The sequence below is a fragment of the Vibrio kyushuensis genome (assembly GCF_050337325.1).
GTDB classification, from domain to species: Bacteria; Pseudomonadota; Gammaproteobacteria; order Enterobacterales; family Vibrionaceae; genus Vibrio; species Vibrio kyushuensis.
In genome coordinates this window covers 350,312-371,696 of the sequence record NZ_JAKJSV010000004.1, presented here as the reverse complement: position 1 = coordinate 371,696, position 21,385 = coordinate 350,312, and the positions used below count along the sequence as shown (strand labels likewise).

Annotated in this window: 16 protein-coding genes; 8 read left to right on the top strand and 8 right to left on the bottom strand. The window is 42.4% G+C overall.

Features of this window, described 5'->3' with window-relative positions; all coding sequences use genetic code 11:
* Window positions 1-121 precede the first annotated feature (121 nt).
* Window positions 122-979, top strand: coding sequence for a MurR/RpiR family transcriptional regulator (locus tag L4D20_RS10795; RefSeq protein ID WP_428801573.1), 858 nt, complete (start codon window positions 122-124; stop codon window positions 977-979).
* Window positions 980-1,035: 56 nt separating this feature from the next.
* Here L4D20_RS10795 and L4D20_RS10790 read toward each other — a convergent pair whose 3' ends face one another.
* Entirely contained in the window at window positions 1,036-2,268 is a 1,233-nt protein-coding gene (locus L4D20_RS10790; RefSeq protein ID WP_428801572.1) for an iron-containing alcohol dehydrogenase, read from the bottom strand.
* A 335-nt stretch (window positions 2,269-2,603) separates the two neighbouring features.
* On the opposite strand from L4D20_RS10790, the gene L4D20_RS10785 reads away from it, so the two are divergent.
* Together L4D20_RS10785 and L4D20_RS10780 are read left to right on the top strand one after the other, a co-directional pair.
* The gene (locus tag L4D20_RS10785; protein ID WP_428801571.1) at window positions 2,604-2,867 is read left to right on the top strand and encodes a GrxA family glutaredoxin; all 264 of its coding nucleotides are present in this window, start codon (window positions 2,604-2,606) and stop codon (window positions 2,865-2,867) included.
* Between the two features lie 169 nt (window positions 2,868-3,036).
* Window positions 3,037-4,719, top strand: a complete 1,683-nt coding sequence (locus L4D20_RS10780; protein WP_428801570.1) for an aspartate:alanine antiporter — start codon at window positions 3,037-3,039, stop codon at window positions 4,717-4,719.
* Between the two features lie 90 nt (window positions 4,720-4,809).
* On the opposite strand, the gene fabV is transcribed toward L4D20_RS10780, so the two are convergent.
* The 3 genes from fabV to psrA all read right to left on the bottom strand — a co-directional run bounded on the left by fabV (window position 4,810) and on the right by psrA (window position 9,225).
* Window positions 4,810-6,012, bottom strand: coding sequence for an enoyl-ACP reductase FabV (gene fabV, locus L4D20_RS10775; protein ID WP_428801569.1), 1,203 nt, complete (start codon window positions 6,010-6,012; stop codon window positions 4,810-4,812).
* A 213-nt stretch (window positions 6,013-6,225) separates the two neighbouring features.
* Entirely contained in the window at window positions 6,226-8,508 is a 2,283-nt protein-coding gene (locus L4D20_RS10770) for an acyl-CoA dehydrogenase (RefSeq protein WP_428801568.1), read from the bottom strand.
* 90 nt (window positions 8,509-8,598) lie between these two features.
* Window positions 8,599-9,225, bottom strand: coding sequence for a TetR family transcriptional repressor PsrA (psrA, locus tag L4D20_RS10765; RefSeq protein ID WP_428801567.1), 627 nt, complete (start codon window positions 9,223-9,225; stop codon window positions 8,599-8,601).
* A 442-nt stretch (window positions 9,226-9,667) separates the two neighbouring features.
* On the opposite strand from psrA, the gene L4D20_RS10760 reads away from it, so the two are divergent.
* Window positions 9,668-10,567 (top strand): 1-aminocyclopropane-1-carboxylate deaminase/D-cysteine desulfhydrase, encoded by a 900-nt coding sequence (locus L4D20_RS10760; protein ID WP_428801566.1) that lies wholly within the window; start codon window positions 9,668-9,670, stop codon window positions 10,565-10,567.
* 27 nt (window positions 10,568-10,594) lie between these two features.
* Entirely contained in the window at window positions 10,595-10,858 is a 264-nt protein-coding gene (locus L4D20_RS10755) for a DUF1496 domain-containing protein (RefSeq protein WP_428801565.1), read from the top strand.
* Between the two features lie 92 nt (window positions 10,859-10,950).
* Here the strand turns inward: L4D20_RS10755 and fruA are convergent, their stop codons facing one another.
* The 3 genes from fruA to fruB are packed head-to-tail and all read right to left on the bottom strand — an operon-like array spanning window position 10,951 to window position 14,846.
* Complete coding sequence (gene fruA, locus L4D20_RS10750) at window positions 10,951-12,687, bottom strand: PTS fructose transporter subunit IIBC (protein WP_428801564.1); 1,737 nt, start codon at window positions 12,685-12,687, stop codon at window positions 10,951-10,953.
* Between the two features lie 38 nt (window positions 12,688-12,725).
* Entirely contained in the window at window positions 12,726-13,676 is a 951-nt protein-coding gene (gene pfkB, locus L4D20_RS10745; protein ID WP_428801563.1) for a 1-phosphofructokinase, read from the bottom strand.
* Window positions 13,677-13,679: 3 nt separating this feature from the next.
* Window positions 13,680-14,846: a fused PTS fructose transporter subunit IIA/HPr protein gene (gene fruB, locus L4D20_RS10740; RefSeq protein WP_428801562.1), complete on the bottom strand. Its 1,167-nt coding sequence runs from the start codon at window positions 14,844-14,846 to the stop codon at window positions 13,680-13,682.
* Window positions 14,847-15,127: 281 nt separating this feature from the next.
* Here fruB and cra point away from each other — a divergent pair, with 281 nt between their 5' ends.
* Complete coding sequence (gene cra / locus L4D20_RS10735) at window positions 15,128-16,108, top strand: catabolite repressor/activator (RefSeq protein ID WP_428801561.1); 981 nt, start codon at window positions 15,128-15,130, stop codon at window positions 16,106-16,108.
* 52 nt (window positions 16,109-16,160) lie between these two features.
* On the opposite strand, the gene L4D20_RS10730 is transcribed toward cra, so the two are convergent.
* Complete coding sequence (locus L4D20_RS10730; protein ID WP_428801560.1) at window positions 16,161-18,641, bottom strand: bifunctional diguanylate cyclase/phosphodiesterase; 2,481 nt, start codon at window positions 18,639-18,641, stop codon at window positions 16,161-16,163.
* 503 nt (window positions 18,642-19,144) lie between these two features.
* Between L4D20_RS10730 and L4D20_RS10725 the strand changes: the two genes are divergently transcribed.
* Both L4D20_RS10725 and L4D20_RS10720 read left to right on the top strand, forming a co-directional pair.
* A complete protein-coding gene (locus L4D20_RS10725) occupies window positions 19,145-19,873 on the top strand; it encodes a glycosyltransferase family 2 protein (RefSeq protein ID WP_428801559.1) in 729 nt (242 codons plus the stop codon).
* Window positions 19,874-20,028: 155 nt separating this feature from the next.
* Window positions 20,029-21,360 (top strand): LssY C-terminal domain-containing protein, encoded by a 1,332-nt coding sequence (locus L4D20_RS10720; protein ID WP_428801558.1) that lies wholly within the window; start codon window positions 20,029-20,031, stop codon window positions 21,358-21,360.
* Window positions 21,361-21,385: the final 25 nt, after the last annotated feature.

The window sequence follows — 21,385 nt, the reverse complement described above, 5'->3', positions numbered from 1 at the left end:
CTTTTGCTTAGGTTTATACTAAATTTATGGCGCTGAACTATTATTTTTGATTGTGATCGTAAGATTACACCCTTAGACGGGAATATGATCAGCTGGATGTTCTCTAGCCCTCGTGAACACTATGAACACATTAGAAAAAATACAAAAAAATCTAGAAAATTTCAGCAAATCTGAGCGCAAAGTGGCCGAAGTTATTATGGCTTCCCCACAAACTGCGATTCACTCTAGTATTGCTACGCTTGCAAAAATGGCGGACGTTAGTGAACCAACCGTTAACCGCTTTTGTCGTCGATTAGACACGAAAGGTTTTCCAGACTTTAAGCTTCACTTAGCTCAAAGCCTTGCTAATGGAACACCTTATGTGAATCGAAATGTCGAAGAAGATGACGGCCCTGACGCTTATACGCACAAAATTTTTGAGTCGACGATGGCTTGTCTTGATGTCGCGAAAAATAGCCTTGATTCGATGCAAGTTAACCGTGCCGTTGATCTATTGACGCAGGCGAAACGTATATCATTTTTCGGTTTAGGCGCTTCATCTGCAGTTGCTAAAGATGCTCAAAATAAGTTCATTCGCTTTAACATTCCGATCACCTGTTTTGAAGATGTTGTTATGCAGCGAATGAGTTGTATCAATAGCTCAGACAATGACGTTATCGTTCTAATTTCTCACACCGGACGTACTAAGAGTCAGGTCGAGATCGCTCATTTGGCCCGTGAAAATGGCGCAACAGTTATTTCAATCACGGCTAAAGATTCGCCACTGGATAAAGCGAGCTCTCTGTCGATTACACTCGATGTCCCAGAAGACACTGATGTATACATGCCAATGGCAAGCCGTGTTGTACAGATGACGGTTATTGACGTACTCGCAACGGGCTTTACATTACGCCGTGGCACCGGTTTCAGAGAGAATTTAAGACGCGTGAAAGACGCACTGAAAGACTCTAGATTCGATAAGATGAGTCAATACCAATAAGAAAACGGAGCATTGCGCTCCGTTTTTTGTTTCTGGTCAAATAGTTAGCCTCGTGGTTATATGAGGTTTTCTTCAATAGAGTCAGACAATATTTCGACGCTACTCAGCCTCTCATTTCGCTCTTCGCTACAACTCCCTGTACAGCTACACACTTGATTTAATATATGAATCAAACGGACCTTGGTTAATGGCAAAGGATTCCCCTTAATAGCCACAGACATAAGCGCATCTTCAGCAACCTTATCAAACGATGTTGCACAAACACCAAACTCACTCAATTCCGGTAGTTCTAGTTTGTTGAGCATCATTTGAACCCATAACACGCCATCTTCGACATGCACATTAGTTCTACCCGTCACTATTTGCGCTAATCGCATGTAGCGCTCAAGAACATCAGTTCGGCCAGATTCTTTGGCAACAGTAATATTCTCTTTCATCACATGAGGGGCCAATTGCCCTGCAATCACGCTGTGAGGCGCATTAAGCTTCCCCCCAAGTGCCGAAGCTAGCCCATGAGCAGCACCTAATTTTGCATTGTTCGTGGCCATTCCTCCAAGCGTTGCTGCAAACGAAAGGTCGGATCTAGCCGAATAATCATCATGACGACACGCTGCAATCACTGAGCTAGATAGTTTACGGAGCCCCTCTTCACATATCATATCGGTTAGCGGATTAGGTTCTCCACACACATACGCTTCCATTAGATGGGTGAACACATCCATCGCGCCTCTACCCGACGTGTAAGCATCCGTACCATACGTTAAGGTTGGGTCGACAATCGCAACATCTGCAAGCATTTCAGGACTGCGCAGGCTCACTTTTACTTGATCTTGGCCAGAACGTAACACCGCATTACGTGTCACCTCAGAACCGGTGCTCGCTGTTGTTGGTATCGCAATAAAAGGAATGGGTTTGGTTTTCAATGGGACGTCTCTTCCAACTACTTCAACATAGTCATACACATCGCCTTGGTTAGGAATAATGGCAGCAAGCGCCTTACCCATATCTATAACACTGCCTCCACCTAGGCTCACCACCATATCAGGTTTAAACTTTCGACCAACAATCGCTGTTTCTTCGATCATTGTAATATTGGGTTCGCCTGAGATACTGACATGCTGATAGCGCATTTTTTGCGTTTTAAGGTATGAGATAATTGGAGCAGATCTTGACTGGTCTTTGCCCGTAACTAATAGCACGCTGTAGCCATATTGATTAAGAATTGATAGTGATGATTGTAAAGCTCCTTCTCCGAATATAATTCGAGTCGATGTCATGAACTGAAACATACTGCATCCCTCTGTAGTTTAAATTTGTCTTGTTTTAGCTTGCCCTTATCGTTTAAATAATTGTTTGACCCAGTGCAACTTGCTTCAAATGGTCTTGTATAAACTAAGTGTTTTTTGCGGCATATCACGCTGTTTTAAACAGTAAGAGCCACCAAAATTGTCTCTTTTAAATTCTGATAGGAAATACCTATCGAACTAAGAGGTAATTGCTTCTTTATTTCCGTAAAAGATTGGGGCATAGTTGCTTCATCAGATTAAGGGAGAGGCTTATGTCCTAGGACATACATTTTTATTCCTCCTTTACATAGAAAAATTTTAATTTGGAGTATTTGATTATGTTCGTAGTTATTTTTGGTCGCCCAGCATGCCCATTTTGTGTTCGTGCTAAAGAACACGCAGAAACATTGAAAGCACAGCGTGACGATTTTAATTATCGCTATGTTGATATTCACGCTGAAGGCATCAGCAAAGCAGATCTTGAGAAAACAGTGGGTAAGCCAGTTGAAACGGTTCCACAAATCTTTGTAGACCAAGACCATATTGGCGGCTGCGATGATTTCGAAGCATACGCAAAAGAAAACCTTGGCTTGTTTGCTTAAATAAACGGTCCAAATTTTCAAAAACTTAACCTGCCCATGTGGCAGGTTTTGTTTTATTTGCCTTATGTGAAGTAATTGCAAATTATAAAAAAACTCACTTATTTTTTTAGTTTAATCCGCTACAATTCGCTCACTTGATCCTTTTCCTTTCTGGCAACAAGAGCCACTCGTGAATATAGACGTTATACAATTGCTTGAGCAAAACCCAATCCTTTTAATCTTCGTTGCATTGGCAACAGGTTTAGCCTTCGGAAAAATTCGATTTGGCAGTTTTCAGCTTGGAAGCTCCATTGGTGTACTCATCACCTCATTAATAATGGGTCACATGGGTTTCTCGTTTAACCCTGAAGCACTCACCATTGGTTTTATGCTATTTATCTACTGCGTAGGTATCGAGGCTGGACCAAACTTTTTCGGTATCTTCTTCCGAGATGGAAAACACTACTTCATATTAAGCTTAGTGGTTCTCTCGTCTGCACTCTCAATTACTTACTTTGCATCTCATTACTTCGGCCTAGATTATGGTCTGTCTGCCGGAATGATGGCTGGCGCTTTAACTGCAACACCTGTTCTAGTGGGCGCGCAGGATGCGATTAATACTGGCCTTGCAACAATTCCACGAAATATGGACCTAACACTCGTGATGGAGAATCTCTCTGTCGGCTACGCTATGGCGTATCTAGTAGGTCTAATCAGCATGATCTCATTTGCTAAGTTATTGCCAAAATTGCAAAAGCAAAACCTGTCAGACTCAGCGCAGCAAATTGCCAAAGAGCGTGGCCTAGGAACATCAGGGCAACGTAAAGTCTATTTACCGATCATTCGTGCCTATCGAGTTGGTCCTGAGCTTATCGATTGGACTGGCGGTAAGAATCTGCGTGAGTTGGGTATTTACCGACAAACAGGGTGTTACATTGAGAGAATTCGTCGAAATGGTATTCTTGCTCACCCTGATGGTGACGCTATTTTGCAAGTCGGTGATGAGATTGCACTGGTTGGTTTCCCTGATAGCCATGCTCGCCTCGATCCTAGCTTTAGAAATGGCAAAGAAGTATTCGACCGTGACTTACTTGATTTACGTATCGTTCAAGAAGAGATCGTTGTGAAAAGCGATAGCATGGTTGGAAAAAGACTCTCTGAGCTTAACTTGTCGGAATTTGGCTGTTTCCTAAACCGCGTGGTACGAGCTCAAATTGAAATGCCGATGGATTTAGACATCGTGCTCGCTAAAGGTGATGTTCTTCAAGTGAGTGGCGAAAAAAGCCGAGTACTCGGTCTTGCTGAAAAGATTGGCTTTATCTCAATTCACAGTCAAATCGCCGATCTTCTCGCCTTCTGTAGCTTCTTTATTCTAGGTTTAATGTTTGGCTTAATTACCATGACATTTGGTCAAGTCTCATTTGGACTTGGTAACGCAGTCGGATTATTGCTATCGGGTATCACGTTAGGCTTCTTAAGAGCGAACCACCCTACTTTTGGTTATGTTCCTCAAGGCGCGCTTAACATGGTCAAAGATCTTGGTCTGATGATCTTTATGGTGGGTATCGGTTTAAGTGCAGGTGGAAAGATTTTCGAGCACCTAACGCAAGTTGGTCCACAGATCATAGGCTTGGCCTTTGTTGTCAGTGTTGTTCCTGTTGTTATTGCCTACCTAGTAGGGGCGTACATTCTTAAGATGAATCGTGCTTTGCTATTTGGTGCCATCATCGGCGCACGAACTTGTGCCCCTGCAATGGATATCGTTAACGACTACGCGAAATCAACCATTCCAGCGTTAGGGTATGCTGGTACCTATGCGATCGCCAATATTCTGATGACCCTTGCTGGTACGATATTGATTATCCTTAGCTAACGTTGTTTATCTCAGCTTAAATATTCGCTATTCAGCAAACATAAAAAAGGCGCTCAATGAGCGCCTTTTTAGTATCCAAATCACGATGACTTAGATAGCAATAATGTCTGATTCAACCGCTGGGTTAACGTCAGCATCGTAATCAACGCCTTCAACACCAAAGCCAAACAGCTTTAAGAACTCTTCTTTGTATTCAACATAGTCTGTTAGATCTTTTAGGTTCTCAGAAGTAACCTGAGGCCATAATTCACGACAGTGCTTTTGAATATCTTCACGAAGTTCCCAATCATCTAGGCGTAGACGGTTCTTATCATCGACTTCTGCTGCGCTACCATCTTCTTTATAAAGACGTTGGCTAAACATACGATAGATTTGCTCCATACAACCTTCATGTACGCCTTCTTGACGCATTTTCTTGAAGACCATTGCGATGTAAAGAGGCATAACTGGGATTGCAGAACTTGCTTGAGTCACAACAGACTTAAGAACAGCAACGTTTGCACTACCGCCAGTAACAGACAGCTTCTCGTTTAGCTCAGCAGCTGCACGATCTAGGTCCATTTTTGCTTTACCTAGTGCGCCTTCCCAGTAGATAGGCCAAGTTAGCTCTGTACCAATGTAGCTGTAAGCAACCGTTTTACAGCCATCAGCTAGAACGCCTGCTTCAGAAAGAGCACTCATCCAAAGTTCCCAGTCTTCTCCGCCCATGACGGTAACTGTGTCTTTGATCTCTTCTTCTGTTGCTGGTTCAACTGAAGCTTCAATGATTAGGTCTTTGTTGGTATCTACAGCAGTCGCTGTGTACGTTTCGCCAATCGGTTTCAGTGCTGAACGAATTAGCTCGCCTGTCTCAGGCAATTTACGTACTGGTGATGCTAACGAGTAAACAACCATATCGATTTGGCCAAGATCTTCTTTGATCAGGTCAACCGTTTTCTGTTTAGCTTCATTAGAGAATGCATCGCCATTCAGGCTTTTTGAGTACAAGCCTTCTTCACGAGCTAGCTTGTCAAACGCCGCAGCGTTGTAAAAACCGGCTGTACCTGTTTTTCTTTCAGTACCTTCTTTTTCAAAGAAAACACCGATTGTAGACGCACCGCCACCAAATGCAGCAGCAACGCGAGAAGATAGACCGTAGCCACTAGAAGAACCAACCACCAATACACGTTTTGGTGCATTTTGAATTGGACCTTGCGCTTTAGTGTAGGCAATTTGTTCTTTTACATTTGCTTCACAGCCCACAGGGTGTGTTGTGGTACAGATAAATCCACGAATTCGAGGTTTGATGATCATATTCAACTTCCTTAAAAAATCACCGCTAGAATAAAAGGTTCACGACTAAATCGCATCTAATTTCTGCAAATTTAGCGAAAATAGACAAGTGGTTGGAGCACTCAACAGTGACGCTGATTCAAATTATTGGCTTACAAACGGTTTCTGACATTTTACCCAATAAAAAAGGCCTCTTTTGAGAGGCCTTTGACAATTTTCATTTCTTGACGTTAATTATGCAACGCTATTGAGTTTAGGCTGATTATTTTTCGATGTTCTTACTTCACTAAAATCGTGGCTGAAGTCATCGACTTGAATCGCTTTATAGCGGAGTCTATCAGCCGCAACAATGGTATCTACCTCTTCTTGAGTTAGAACATCGGCGGCAAGAGCTTGAGCAAGTCTTTCATTTAGTGGCCCTTTACGAACAACTGTGCCAGCTTTCACCGCTTTGTTCATCTTTCTTTCTAGGCTCTTAATGTCGTACATCGCTAGGAAAGCTTTTTCCATCAAGCCAACACTGTCATCTTCACTGTCACCGACGTAACATAAATGAGTCAGACGGTCTCGACAAGCTCCTGGAGTCATCACGCTTTCAGCAAGTTTCACCGCTAGCTCATCGCTTGGTTTCTCAAAGTGGTTACCCAGTGGGAACACAAGCAGTTTAATGAAGCGACCCACCATTTTTTGCGGGAAGTTACGGTAGGTTTCTTGTAGCGATTTAGCGCCTTCATGGAAACAGTGCTGAACCGCATAATGCACATAATCAAGATCTTGCTGCTGGCGGCCTTCATCTTCGTATTTTTTCAATACCGCTGATGCCATATATAGATAACTAAGACCATCACCCAAACGCGCTGAGATCATCTCTTTCCGCTTTAAGTCTCCGCCAAGGGTCAACATGGCAAAGTCGGCACTTACTGCAAGAGCGCGGCTTAGGCGAGTGAGATCTTTATAGTAAACTTGTGTTGGTCCACTCATATCCGCTTTGACAAAGCGAGAGCCCGTCAATGCAGCACCTAACGCGCCAAATGTATTTCCGGTAGCGTGAGCAATGTGTTTGAACAGTAGCTTATCAAACTGTTTTGCGCCCTCTTTTTCATCAGGATTCGCCGCCGCTTCCATCTCTTTAAGCACGTATGGGTGACAACGTGTTGCACCTTGACCAAAGATCATTAAGTTACGCGTTAGAATGTTGGCACCTTCTACGGTAATCGCTACCGGTACACCAAGGTATGCAGACGTTAGATAGTTCATTGGTCCTTCTTGAATAGCGCGACCAGAGTGAATATCCATAGAATCATTAAGTATCGTACGAGCAATTTCTGTCATGTGATATTTAGCAATCGCGGTAACAATGCCCGGCTTCTCTTTCATATCCAATGACGTAGTTGTCAATGTTCGTGTTGCTTCAAGCAGGTAAGTCATACCACCGATTCGACCTAATGCTTCTGCAACCCCTTCAAATTTACCAATCGACATACCAAACTGCTTACGAACATAAGCATAAGCGCCTGTTGTACGAGAGGTTAAGTGCCCAATTGCCGTACCTAACGCTGGTAGTGAAATACCACGACCGGCTGATAGACACTCCACCAACATTCTCCAACCTTTACCCGCGTAATCTTGACCGCCAATTAACCATTCGATAGGAATGAATACGTCGTTACCACGTGTTGGACCATTCATGAAAGCAAGACCAATCGGATCGTGACGCTCACCCACCTCGACTCCTTCATGAGACGTTGGTATAAGCGCACAGCTGATGCCTAGCTCTTTTTTATCGCCAAGTAATCCGTCAGGATCATTCAGTTTGAATGCTAAACCAAGCACAGTAGAGACAGGTGCTAAAGTAATGTAACGCTTGTTCCAGTTAAGGCGAATACCCAGCACTTCTTTACCTTCATGAGTACCGTAGCAAACTGTTCCTAGATCAGGAATACCGCCTGCATCTGAACCCGCTTCAGGGCCCGTTAATGCAAAACAAGGAATATCAGTGCCATCTGCTAATCGAGGTAGCCAGTAATCTTTTTGATCTTGCGTACCGTAGTGTGAGATTAACTCGCCAGGACCCAATGAGTTGGGAACCATTACGGTTACGGCAGCACTAATACTTCGAGTCGCAATTTTGGTTACAATCGTGGAGTTCGCTAATGCAGAAAACTCACGTCCACCATATTGCTTAGAAATGATAAGCGAGAAGAAACGTTCTTTGCGCAGGTAATCCCACACATCTTTTGGCAAATCACGATCTTTTTTAGTGATTTGGTAATCGTCTAACATCGATAGGAGCGTCTCTAGCTCATTATCCATGAACGCTTGCTCATCAGCTGTCAAACTCGGTGCAGGGTAATTATGAAGCTTAGTGAAATCGGGTTTACCTGAAAACAGCTCTCCATCCCACCAGACACTTCCGGCTTCCATCGCTTCTTTTTCAGTATCAGACAGTGGTGGCAAAACTTTCTTAAAAAATTTAAAAGCCGGGTCACTTACCCATTTTCTTCTTAGAGAGCACATATTCAGATCCTTTTGTTCACGTGTTGGTGTGGTTTTTATATTTATTATTTTTCGTTTAGCTTTAGTTTAGTCAGTCGGCCGGCATCTTGGTTAGTCAGCTGCGACACCGGCTGACAAATATGGGATAAGCAGGTCAACAACCGCTTTGGTATCTACTTTCCTACCGAAATCATTCTCAGCAATTTCCGCTAACGCTTGACTTGATGCCAAGGTGAATACACATGTTCCTAACGTAAAATGAAGACGCCAGAACAGTGTTTCCTGAGTTAGTTTAGGGTTTGCTTTCAATATCGATTGAGTAAACAGCGACAAAACATCTTGATACCGCGTAGTAATGAACCAACGCAGATGCCCTTGTACGTCGGTATAACCGCGCCCAATCAACAGCATAAATCGGCTTGTTCCATCGGGCCTGACACTATTTAGTGAACGTAATGGCTGACGTAATGACTCAAAAACATCTGAAACTTCAAAGTGTTCTTGTGTATTTAATGATTCTAAAGACTGTTTCAACGCAGGCATAAACGCTTCGAGATAACGATCCAGTACGGCTCTAACTAACGTTTTTTTATCACCAAAATGATAATTAACCGATGCTAGATTGACGCCCGCTTTACTGGTAATCGTTCTTAATGAAGTGTCGTTAAATCCTTGCTCTGAAAAAAGCACTTCAGCCACATCGAGAATCTTATTTTTTGTATCGTTCTTGGCTGCCATTTCAATCACTCGTATTAAACACCTGTTTGAAATATACGTTTGACACAAGCAATTAACAAGCGATTAACATCACACTTATCGAAGTTGGTCCGACCAGATGACTTAGGATTTGTTTAAGTTATTGAAAATTATAGGAATGAAAAATAGTTATATTTTTATTGTAGAAACATGGAACTGATTGGATAAAGCTCGGTCTGAATATGTGTAGTTAGCAGAGTTTTAAAGAGTTTTTCTGGCCGTCAAACTTGATTTTATACTGCTACTGCCGTTTAAGCTGCTTTTTCATATTAACTCCTATGTTTGTATCTGCCCAGAACCTGATTGTTCTGGGCTTTTTTTATTTTTCGCTCGCTAATTTGAAGCTGTGCAATATACGGATATGATGGTCAAAGGTATGCCAGAGTTGATATAATTACCGCAACTAAAACACCTGACCTTTGCAATGATCCTAAATAGCTCCCCCGTCACTCAGCACCGCTTTCAAGATATAGAGTTTTTTCTCAAGCGAGACGATAAGCTCCACAGTCAGTTCAGTGGTAACAAAGCCCGAAAATTCAAACAGCTGCTCAACATAGAAGACCCAGCCATCACAACCATCATTGGCTACGGTTCCGCTCAAGCAAACTCTCTGTATTCTCTTGCCGCATTGGCTTGTATTAAAGGGTGGCAACTGGAGTTTTATGTTGATCGTATACCAAGTTGGTTAAAGCAAAAACCAACAGGTAACTATCGTGGTGCACTTGATCTAGGTGCTAAGGTCATTGCTGTGAGTGAGCAATCTCAAGAGTCTATTCATCCCAAACAGTTCATTGAGACGATTCGTAAGCCTAGTAATGACTGCATTTTCATTCCAGAAGGTGGCCGCTCTCCAATCGCTGAGTTTGGCGTTAAGGAACTGGCAGAAGAGATTTTGCTATGGACCAAATATGATTCGGACCGAAATTATGTTGTTGCGCTTCCTTCCGGTACGGGTACAACCTCACTGTATTTGAACAAGTACCTTAAGCCGCACGGAATCAATGTCGTTACATGTCCATGTGTCGGTGGTGCTGACTATCTCACGGAGCAATTTTCAGAGTTAGAAGCAGACTCTCATCCTGAAATACTAACCTTAGAAGACAAACATCATTTTGGTAGGCTATACCAAGAGGATTATCTTATTTGGCAACAATTGTTAGAGCATACCTATGTGGAGTTTGATTTGCTCTATGACCCAATGATGTGGCGCTGTTTGCTCGAACATAAGCAATACTTAAAAAATAAGACGCTGATTTATATCCATCAAGGTGGAATCTTGGGCAATGAAAGTATGCTACCTAGGTATCAACGTCGATGGGATTGAAGCGCAATATTACAGTAGGAAGGTACGATGAAATATAAGCTCATGTTATTGATAGCAGTCTTTGCTAACCCTTTGAATGCTAAAATCATATCCACCCCAGGGAAAGCTATTATTGGTGTTAACGCCGCGGACATTGGTAAGCGAGTCTGCTACTACCAAGATCAAGCCTATTCTCTGGGTTCAATTCTCCAAGTCGGTGAGCATTATATGATTTGTAAAGAAGCGAATGATTTTGAAACTAATGGCGCTTTGAAGTGGGTTCCTCTAGAAACATCGACTCAAACGAAATAAAAAAAGCGCTACCAAAGTAGCGCTGTGATGCATTTCTATAGGGGGCTGCATCCAAATGAAGATAACATTTCTAAACAAGCCTCACTAAAAGCCTATGCTGTAGCAACGTCTTTTGCTTGCTCTCTTTGTTTCAAGAACGCATAACCAAAGCCAGTTACAGCTGTTCCTGCTGCTATCGCAACTAAATACATTAGGATTGGTGAAATCGCGCCAGGAATAAGCAATACAAATAGGCCGCCGTGAGGCGCCATAAGTTGCGCACCGAACAGCATTGAAAGAGCACCAGTTAATGCACCACCCGCCATACACGCCGGGATAACGCGCATAGGATCTTTCGCTGCAAATGGAATCGCACCTTCAGAGATAAAACATAAACCAAGCACAAATGATGCTTTACCCGCTTCACGCTCACTCGCTTCAAATTTATCTTTCGCAAGCCAAGTCGCAAGACCCATACCTAATGCTGGAACCATGCCCGCAGCCATGATTGCCGCCATTGGAGCATAAGTCTGTGATGCTAATAAACCAACACCAAATGTATAGGCCGCTTTGTTAATTGGTCCACCTAAGTCGAAACACATCATTGCACCAAGAATCACACCTAGCAGTACTGCATTCGCTGAACCCATGTTGTTCAAGAAATCGGTCATCGCAGACATGATGCCAGAGACCGGTCCACCAACGATGTAAATCATGACAAGGCCAGTAAACAAGCTCGCGACAAAAGGGATGATTAAAATGGGTTTAAGGGCTTCCATCGATTGTGGCAATGACACTTTATCCGCAATCAGTTTCGCTGAGTAACCTGCGATAAAACCTGCGGCAATACCACCAAGGAAACCGGCACCTGTCGAGCTTGCTAACATGCCACCAATTAAACCAGGGGCAAGACCCGGACGGTCAGCAATAGAGAAAGCAATAAAACCGGCTAATACTGGAATCATTAGAGCGAAGGCAGAACCTCCACCAATTGTCATCAATGCTGCGGCTAATGTGCCCTCTTCTTGGAACGCTTCGATACCAAAGATAAATGAAATCGCGATAATCAAACCACCCGCAACAACCACTGGAAGCATGTGAGATACACCAGTCATTAAGTGTTTGTACGCACCTTTCTTCTCTTCATTTGCACCAGACTGAGTTGCACTACCGCTATGTTGATATGGCGTAGCATCAACAAATGCTTTATTGATCTCCTGCTCGGTTTTTTTCAGCGCTAGGCTAGTACTAGTTCGGTACAGCTTTTTACCATTGAAACGATCAAGAGGCACTTCAATGTCCGCAGCTATGATCACAAGATCGGCTTGCTCGATATCCTGATCGGTTAGTTGATTCTTCGCACCAACAGAACCACGAGTCTCGACCTTAATACTATGGCCTAATCGAGCACTCTCTTTTTCTAACGCTTCAGCCGCCATAAAGGTATGCGCAACACCAGTAGGACAAGCGGTAATAGCAACAATCTTCGTCGTTGCTTGCGTACCCGCTTCTACATGCAAAGTCACAGCTTGGTTCGATTCAAGTACTTCCGCGTGTGTCACCGCTGATTCTAGGAACGCAATAGCATCGGTTGTGCAATCAGAAATCGTTGCTTGATGTACGCGTTTACCAATGAAGCGCGTGGTATCAACAGGCGTATTCGCTGCCATAACCACAACGTCAGCATCGGCGATCTGTTGCGTGGTTAAAGCTTGATTATCGACAACGCTTGAATGACATTCAATGTGTGCGTCATGTTCTAATGTTTCTGCTGCTTTCTTCAGTAAACCAGCGGCAATAACACTGTTGGCAACACCGCTTGGGCAAGCGGTAATGATGGCAATTTTCATAATGTTGACCCTTTTCCTTGTTGGCCTTGTAGCTAACGCTACTGGCTTATAATGTCTATCTGAGTTTGTGTTTGTAGAGTGTTTAATTGTTCTAGTGTTGGTATCCCAACTCCAACTTGCGTGACTGCTAATGCAGAAAGTGCCGTTGCGAATTGAAGTAAATCGGTTTGATTCATCTCTTGCATATGTCCCCAGCACAAGCCCGCGACCAAGGTATCCCCTGCCCCTACCGTACTAACGACTTTCATTCTTGGCGGCTTTGCTTGTAGCCATTGACCTTGGTTTAGCCACATCACACCATCAGCGCCCATTGAAACAACAACATTTTCAATATTCTTGTTCGCAAGAGCTTCGGCTGCTTGCTTACATTCGGCTAGTGTTGATAAAGAGGCTTCCATAAGTTGCGAAAGTTCTTCTTCATTTGGCTTAATCAACCAAGGTTCTGATTCAATACCAACCGCTAAGGCGCTACGGCTGCTATCAAAAATGACTTTTTTATTCAGTGAACGCAGTTTTTCAATCCAAATTGCACACTGCTCTGGAGAGATACCCGGCGGGAGGCTACCAGCGATAACAAAATAATCATGGTCTTCAGCGAGAGTGAGTAGCCTCTCTTCAAATTCGACAATCGCTTCCGCAGTCACCTCTACACCAGGAAAGTTGATATCACTTACGCTGCCGGACTCTTCTACCAATTTGACGTTGATGCGAGTTGAACCTGCGACTCTAACAAAATGGTCTGTTGCACCAATCTGCTCAAAAAGCTGACAAAAAAGCTCTTGGTTATCAGTACCTAGAAAGCCCGTCACAGTCACTTTCGCACCCAGTTCTGAGAGCACTTTTGCAACATTGACACCCTTGCCTGCTGCGTGAAGCGATCCTTTATCAACAAGGCTAACGCTTCCACTGTTGATACAAGGAAGATGCCCAGTTAAATCGAGTGCTGGATTAAGCGTAATGGTGACGACCTTTCTCGTTTGATTACTCATCGATTAACCCTCACCTAAGCCGGATTCAATCGCTTTTCCAATCGATGCAATTGCCTGTTTAGCGTCATGACCATCGGCGGTGAACTTCAGGGTATAACCGTGTTTCACGCCTAGGGAGATTACTTTCATTAAACTCTTTGCATTCACTTGCACACTGTCACCATCAAGGTTGGCCACTTTAATGGTGGATTCAAACTTCTTAGCTTCTGCGACTAGCATTGCACCCGGCCTAGCATGCAGACCATGTGCATTCTTAATTTTGAACTCTGCGCTGTGTATATTGTCACTTTCAGCGTCTTGTGTTGAATGAGCCGGTGATGATTTCGCATTCGCATTCTCATCGCCCGAGAACAATGACACCAATTCAGATTCTGACATTGAAAACAAAGAAGATTGCTGCTTGTTGAACACAAGATCAGTTAACTTGTCCAACACTGGTTGATGAACTTGATTGCTCGCCGAAATCACGATTAACGCCTTAACTGGCTTATCATTGACATCTATATCTTGAGCTACCGATACAAAAGCCATTGCCGTTTTCTTAGCTGCATGTTGGCCACTTACTAACCACAATCCATCACCTAAATGCGTTGGCTCTTTAGTGATAACATCAGAAACAAACTCAGCGTCAACACAGCCTTGATTTCGTAGTAAACCACTGGCAACAGCACTTATTTGAATCATGTCTGTTGCAGGAAATTGAAGCTGAATTAACGATGGAGAGAATTGAATCGACTGCTGGACATCGCCATTTAAAATAGCAATGAGTTGCTGCTTTGTTTTTGCTTGTTTTAATTGCGATTCGACATCATCACCAGACAAGACATTGGTTAACTGCTTTAGAATTCCTAGATGCTCGTCTGACTGAGCAGCAATACCAATCGCGACATAGACGATATTTCCATCACCCCAATTAATACCTTTAGGGAAATGATGAAGTACCACACCAGTTTGACTAACCAAACCTCGCGTTTGAGTTGTACCGTGAGGAATAGCAATACCATTGCCTAGGTAGGTTGAGTTTTGAGACTCACGATCGAGCATGCCCTCTACATAGCCACCTTTAACGTAACCTTTACTCGATAAATCAGAAGCAATGGATGTAATGGCCTCAATCTTGTCGCTGAAAGACTGATTTAAAATAATGTCATTTGTTGTCAATGTGAGCATAACTGCTTGCCTCAATGTGATGCGATTTCGTAATTCGCACGCTGCTTATTTGTATTTCGCTGATTGCTGAATCGATTCAGCAATCAGTTAAAAAAAACCGACATCGTACATACCACACTCTCGATGCCATGAGGATTAAGTAAGGACTTAAACAAATATAAAAATTTGTGAACCTTGCTGAATCCTTTCAGCTTTTATACTGAATCGATTCAGCGTATAATGCAAGCCATGATGATCGTCGGTTTTTATTTATATGATCAATGACACAAAAAGGATCAGAAATGACATTAGATGAAGTTGCAAAGCTCGCTGGAGTATCTAAGACCACAGCGAGCTATGTCATTAATGGCAAAGCACAAAAGTACCGCATTTCACAAAAAACCCAGCAAAAAGTAATGGCCGTTGTTCAGGAACATAACTATCGCCCAGATCATGCAGCCTCATCTTTACGGGCGGGTAGCAGCCGATCTTTTGGGCTAATCATTCCTGATTTAGAAAACACTAGTTACGCTCGTATTGCTAAAATCTTAGAGCAGAATTCTCGTAAAGCAGGCTATCAGATTCTAATCGGTTGTTCTGACGACGATCCTGAAACAGAAAAGAAAGTAACTGAAGCGCTTGTTTCAAGGCGTATCGATGCTCTTTTTGTTGCTAGTGCCTTACCTGATGCCAACGAGTTTTATCTTCCTATTCAGCAAGCAGGTACGCCTGTTATCGCCATAGATAGACCACTAGATGACGAACATTTTGCTTGTATTGTCAGCGAGGACTACAGCGCCGCTTTTGAATTAACTCAGTCCGTTATTGATTCGACTACTAAAACCATTGGGCTTATCGGCGCGCTACCTGAGCTTAATATTTCCAAAGAGCGTCAACTGGGTTTTGATAGTGCAGCTAATGATAAGAGTGTTAAAACCATAATCGGTTATGGCGATCACTTTAATCGACAAGATGGTTACGCACAGATAGCCCACTGGGTTGAGTCCGATACTCTACCAGATGCGATAGTGACTACGTCATATACATTGCTTGAAGGCGTGTTAGATATGTTCTCTGAACGACCAGAATTAATGGAACAGGTAAAACTGGCTACCTTTGGTGATAATCGCCTGCTCGACTTCTTACCGTTCAAAATAAACTCACTGCCTCAACAGTTCGATTTGATCTGTGACAGCGCCTTAGAGCTTGCTCTCAATGCTTCACAAAAGCGTTATAACCCAGGGGTGGAATTGGTTGCGAGGAAAATAGTGGTTCGTGCGTAAGAATCGTTCGTAGTATTTGTGAGCAGAAGTGAGGAGCGAATAGTCCACACTATTAAGTGCCATTCATTGGTTGGCTCTTGTTTGAGTATTTTCGTATTAAATCATCAAGGGCTATTGGCTTACTGTAATAGTAACCTTGGAGTAGTTGGCAACCGCTTTTCGTTAACCACTCTCTTTGGGAGTCAGTTTCTACCCCTTCTGCAACAACAATAAGCTCAGACACCTCTGCAACTGCGAGTATTGAATGAACAACGTTATCAACTTGGTCATCCTTACCAAGAAGATCAACAAAGGTACGATCAATTTTTATCTCTGTAATCGGCAATTGGCTTAGGTAGTTCATAGAACAGTAGCCGGTTCCAAAATCATCCAAAGAGATACCAAAACCAAACTGCTTTAACTGCTCCAATATCATCTTTATTAATTCTACATCTTCTATGAGTATATTTTCAGTAATCTCTAGCGTGATAAAATGACTGTCAATACCGACTTTTTCAGTTAACCGCTTTAAATATAACGCAAAGTCAGAAGCTAACAGCTGAACTGGTGAGATGTTCACCGATAGACCAACTGGCTTAATTAATCCCCTATTCAACCTTAAGATATCAGTGCACGCTTTTACAAAAACATATTCACCAATTGGCTCTATCAACCCTTTCAATTCAGCAATTGGAATAAACTGATCTGGGGGAATATTGCCGAGTTTAGCGTTATTCCATCGACATAACGCTTCAACAGATTTTATCTCTTCCGTTTTCGCGTCTATCTGTGGCTGATAGACAACATCAATCTCACTATTTGAAAGGGCATAAACAAGCTCATCTTCAATAGAGAACTGATATTGGATTTGCTCATTTATATCTTCGCTATAAAACAGCACAGCTCCTTTATTGACCTCTTTAGTACGATACAGAACTAAGTCTGCTTTACTAATTAGATCGGTTTCGTTATCGCCATCTAAAGGATAGATAGCAACCCCTACACTACTAGAGACTTTGAGCTTCACACCATTCAAGATAGTGGCACTGTCAAATAGTGCTTGAACTTCTCTCGACTTTGCTTCGATTTCTTCTCTGGTTGTTAACCCACTAAAACACACTATGAACTCGTCACCACCAAACCTTGCCGCGATGTCATTCTTACCCAGAATCGCTTGTATTTTCTCGCTAATGACAATGAGTAGAAGATCGCCAATCTTATGACCATACTGGTCGTTGACCTTTTTGAAATCATCGAGATCGACAAACATAACGGCAAGCATCGTATGCTCTCTATGACATCGAGCGATTGAATTGTCTATCTCCTGACTCAGTTTTATTCTATTCGCTAAGCCTGTGAGCGAATCGTGATGGGCGAGATATTGGAGCTCCTGCTGACTCTCTTTCAGCTTTAAAAAACTATCCTGAATTCTATTTTGAAATTCAAAAAAACGTCGATTAACATAATTGCCAGCCCAAAGTGAAAGCCCACCAAGGAGCAGTGCGAAAATAAAACAGGTAATAAGTAGTTGGTATAACGCAATCTTCCCTTTACTAAGCAGTTCTTTCTCTTTAACCGCTAACAATGGATCTAACAGAGCTAGAGGAACTTCAGACACTAATGTCCAACCCCAACGTTCATATTGATTGATGTAAAACAGCCTATCTTGATTACCTTTCTCATCATCACTGTTAAAGAAAAAGCCCAGACGACTAGCATTAGCTTCTCTTACTTTCATTGTTTGCCAATAACGCCAAGTCTTACCAATTTTCTTTGTCTCTCGATGAGAAAGAACTAGGCCTTCGGAATCAATCACCGCGACATAACTGTCGTTTTCAAAGCGATAACCTGAAAACCACTCAAGCAGTCCTTTTTGAATATCAGACTCAACATCTGCAACATATTCGCCAGTTCCAATGAACCAATCATAGGGCGCAAAGTATTTACCAAAGCCGATTTTCTCAAACTCTTCATCACCGTGACCCGGCTTTTTAAACCACCAGCGATAAAAAGCTTCTCCCGATTCGGCCTGAGCAATGAGATCGATATGTTCTTTTAAAATGAACTTCCCTTTTACATCTTTAAGGCCAATTTTTGATTGGCCTTCTATTTGAGGAAGTAAGGGGTGAAGTACATTAATGCCTTCCATTGTGAACATAAAAAAATAGCCTCGATCCTCATTAAATCGAATAGCTGAAAGCGCATCATAAATGTTTTTTTGAACTACAGAGGGAGCTTTATTAGTGTTTTTGGCGTAGATATTGGTTGCGATTTGATGAGCTTCCAGTATTCGAGTGTGAATGCTATTTTTAAGCACATCAACCGTCAGATTACGCTCATAGTCTAACTTTTTAACCGCGGCATCGACTCGTTGTTGAACGGTATTCTTTTGATTTTCAATATATTCTGACTCTAAGCTACCAACAAGTCGTTTAGTTTCTTTTTGGTTCCCATGGACAAGCATTACAACTAAGATACTGATAAATACACACACTAATGCAAAAGGAAAATAGCGTACGACTTTTACCAGCCTACTGTTCGTAACTACATCCATTATATAACCAAGCCTATACCTGTAAGATCACAGGTTTTGATCAGTGAAAACTCTTCTATTAGAAGGTTAGCAATTGATTGATGTTAATACTGTAAACAAATTGGAAATACTTTAGCTACATCACAAATATCCATATAACAGCCAACAATGATTAATCCAAGCTAATCAAAGCGTTGAGATTAAGATTCCAATTGCCTCTAATTTTCGACAAGGGCCTTGATTGGACGAAAGATTATCGAGAATTAACATATAGCCGAATAAAAGGCATTGTGATCTCTGGTGCCAAAGCCCTGTTAACTTTGAAAGATAATATGTTGCTTAGCGAAATATTCAGTTTTGCTAGTGCAGAACGCTATTTTACTAACCCCTTACTCGTTGAATCGAACCGCCCTTCGTTTATACATTTTTTCCACAGCTCATCAGATAAAGTTTCTACGTCCCCTATCCCCAAGGGAGAACAAGATATCCCTAACACAATTATAGATATAACTTTGGAGCACGTTATGAGCAAATTAAGTATTGTTGTTATCACCCTAAATGAAGAAAAACGTATTGCTCGCTTGATGGACGACCTAAGCCGCCAATACTTCCGTGATTTCGAAGTTATTCTCGTCGATTCAAACAGTGACGATGCCACCTGCGACGTAGCTCAAACGTTTGAATCGAGACTACCGAACTTGATCATTCACAAAATGAAGAATCGAGGGGTTAGCTTAGGCCGTAATCAAGGGGCCTCACTGGCAAATAATCAACGCCTATTATTCTTAGATGCCGATGTCAGACTAAGTGCGAATTTTCTAAGTGACACTTTGACCCAATTAGAAAATAAAAAGCTAGAAGTTGCTGGTGTATATATGGGTTCACAAGCACTTTCCTTGGTCCATAAGTTGGGCTATACGCTGTTTAACATCGGCCTATTCACCACACAGTTTTTTTACCCTACCGCTGTTGGCGCCTGCATTTTTTCCACCCAGCGTGCTCACAAAGATCTGAATGGTTTTGATGAAGAAATTGTGCTGTGTGAAGACTGTGACTACGTTAAAAGAGCAAGTAAAACGTGGCGTTTTCGTTTCCTAAATTCGACCTTTGGTTTTGATCCAAGACGATTAGATCAAGATGGCATTGTGACAACAGGTCTCACCTATTTAAAAGCCAACCTTCGCCGTTTCTTCCTAGGAGAAATGAAAAAGAATGAGATGGAATACAAATTTGGCCACTATAACGAACAGTAATAGAGATAACGAACATTAATATTACTTACGAACAATAGTAACGCCTGCTATTAACACATCATTGTTTTTATTTAATACGGTCAAATAGCAATCAAGTAAAAGACTATTTCTGTGAAAAGTTATTTATAAAAGCGAATATATAGGAATTAATTTAGATGACTTTTGATGCATCGAGCTTAGGCGCGATAAGCCTATTTATGGGCGCTATGTTGGATGCACTGATTGGTCCAAACCTTTTCGTTCCTGGTGAGCCATTTTTGATTGCTGCAGGCTATCAATTACACCAAGGAACATGGCTCGGTGTCGTCCTCGTATTATCTGGAGCTTGGATAGGTGATCAGGCCAGCTATTGGATAGGAAGAACCATCGGAAAAGATGCTCAACGGAAGCTTACTCGGTGGCAACCAAAATATAGGAAACCCTTTGCTAGAGCTCGATTATTCATGCTTAAAAAAGAGCGTTCCGTCTTAATATTTTCTCGCCTTCTTGGGCCTGTCGCTTGGGTTGTACCGTTTTTGGCAGGAGTAAACCGAATACCTTATCGTCGCTTTACTATTCTATCGAGCATTGGGCTTATTCTCGGCGTTGGGCAGTTTATTATTTGGGGATACTTACTGAGTTACGGTGTTGAATCCATCCCTTTTATTAGTGACATTCTCCTGTTTGCTCACGAGCACTTATATAGTCTATTAATCGTTGCTTCAACGCTTATATTTGTCTTTATCGGCCTTTATAAAAAGTGGCGTTGGCTAGGTTTAAAAGCCGGTCTTCTCTTTACCATTGCTGCACTGGCCGCAAACTACAGTCATTTTTTCTTACGTGCTGATGATCTTGTTGCTGAACTTGATCTTACCTCGCCTCAAACCGTAATTTCTTCGGTAAAGGGTCTTTCACTCAAAGCGTTTCCCGGTCGTTCAGCCGTTTATGATGCTCAGGCGATCAACGTTATATACATTGGCGAAACGCCTCGTCCCGCCATGCTAGGTTTAGGTTGGATAGAAAATAAAACCTTTTCAAGAAATAACATTGAATGGAACGATTATCTGAATCTATTAAGCAGTAAAACACCACCGGTATCGGACCTTTTTTGGAATGGGAAGCCACAGAATATGGCCTTTCAGCTACCCGGCGATTTGATGAAACGCAGCCATATTAGGTGGTGGAGTGTCGGTACGTGGCAAGGTGACGGAAATGCCCCATCAGCTGGAAAGAAGGTATGGGTCGGTGCACTGAGTTATGACAATGGCCTCCAGCTAACTCCGTACTCTGGGATTGTCACTGTTTTACATAGCATTGAACCCAACGTTGATTACGAGCGCGATCTCCTCGCTCAACAAATACAACAACTGCCAGACCATTCAATTCGTTTTAAGCTAGCCACCTCACCAATAAAGCATGATGAGGAGCATGATTACTTCACAGATGGTAATATACTTGTCATCGAACGAGACTTAAATGCCGATACTTATCAGACTAACCCTACTTAATAAGTAAAGTCTGGTTAGGATTATC

Bases quoted from the DNA above. Each gene is read 5' to 3' on its own strand.
- L4D20_RS10795 (WP_428801573.1), top strand. From the start codon at position 122: ATGAACACATTAGAAAAAATACAAAAAAATCTAGAAAATTTCAGCAAA.
- L4D20_RS10790 (WP_428801572.1), bottom strand. From the start codon at position 2,268: ATGTTTCAGTTCATGACATCGACTCGAATTATATTCGGAGAAGGAGCT.
- L4D20_RS10785 (WP_428801571.1), top strand. From the start codon at position 2,604: ATGTTCGTAGTTATTTTTGGTCGCCCAGCATGCCCATTTTGTGTTCGT.
- fabV (WP_428801569.1), bottom strand. From the start codon at position 6,012: ATGATCATCAAACCTCGAATTCGTGGATTTATCTGTACCACAACACAC.
- L4D20_RS10770 (WP_428801568.1), bottom strand. From the start codon at position 8,508: ATGTGCTCTCTAAGAAGAAAATGGGTAAGTGACCCGGCTTTTAAATTT.
- psrA (WP_428801567.1), bottom strand. From the start codon at position 9,225: ATGGCAGCCAAGAACGATACAAAAAATAAGATTCTCGATGTGGCTGAA.
- L4D20_RS10760 (WP_428801566.1), top strand. From the start codon at position 9,668: ATGATCCTAAATAGCTCCCCCGTCACTCAGCACCGCTTTCAAGATATA.
- L4D20_RS10755 (WP_428801565.1), top strand. From the start codon at position 10,595: ATGAAATATAAGCTCATGTTATTGATAGCAGTCTTTGCTAACCCTTTG.
- fruA (WP_428801564.1), bottom strand. From the start codon at position 12,687: ATGAAAATTGCCATCATTACCGCTTGCCCAAGCGGTGTTGCCAACAGT.
- pfkB (WP_428801563.1), bottom strand. From the start codon at position 13,676: ATGAGTAATCAAACGAGAAAGGTCGTCACCATTACGCTTAATCCAGCA.
- fruB (WP_428801562.1), bottom strand. From the start codon at position 14,846: ATGCTCACATTGACAACAAATGACATTATTTTAAATCAGTCTTTCAGC.
- cra (WP_428801561.1), top strand. From the start codon at position 15,128: ATGACATTAGATGAAGTTGCAAAGCTCGCTGGAGTATCTAAGACCACA.
- L4D20_RS10730 (WP_428801560.1), bottom strand. From the start codon at position 18,641: ATGGATGTAGTTACGAACAGTAGGCTGGTAAAAGTCGTACGCTATTTT.
- L4D20_RS10725 (WP_428801559.1), top strand. From the start codon at position 19,145: ATGAGCAAATTAAGTATTGTTGTTATCACCCTAAATGAAGAAAAACGT.
- L4D20_RS10720 (WP_428801558.1), top strand. From the start codon at position 20,029: ATGACTTTTGATGCATCGAGCTTAGGCGCGATAAGCCTATTTATGGGC.